The 439-nt window shown below is 56.9% G+C and carries 1 pseudogene; it reads right to left on the bottom strand.

The window, feature by feature from the left end:
* Positions 1-116: 116 nt before the first annotated feature.
* Positions 117-439 (bottom strand): annotated as a pseudogene (locus C2862_RS25110) (DDE-type integrase/transposase/recombinase); the annotation flags it as partial.

The raw sequence follows: 439 nt of genomic DNA, 5'->3' as shown, positions 1-439 counted from the left end.
AACCCTTGCGCTCCTTGGGAACCCGGACCTTATGCCGTGTTCGTTGCTCTGCTGTCCACATGGCGTACTCCTATCGAAGAGGACCATTTGGACATCATAGTTGCTTCCGAGTTTTCAAACCGTCTCTTAAACGTGTTCACGAAGCTTTCGGTCATACCGTTCGATTGCGGGCTGTTGACAGGCGTGTGCACTGGCTTGATGCCCAGTTCATGGGCCAAGGCGTGCGTCTCGATTGCCCGGAAAGCGCCGCCGTTGTCACTTAAGAATTCCAGCGTAATCGCTCGTTCGTCAGTGCTTCCAAAGCGTGCCTCTACCGCCTCGATCATCATGTCGCGTACCGGTTCACCAGGCAACCCACGGCCGACCCAGGCGCGCCAGGCGATGATCTCGCGGTCGCAGCAGTCCTTCATGAAAACGCCCGTCACGACGTCGCCATTGT

The organism is Massilia sp. Mn16-1_5 (assembly GCF_004798585.1).
Classification (GTDB): Bacteria; Pseudomonadota; Gammaproteobacteria; order Burkholderiales; family Burkholderiaceae_D; genus Telluria.
The sequence above is the reverse complement of the archived record's forward strand: the minus strand, read 5'-3'. Positions and strand labels throughout refer to the sequence as shown.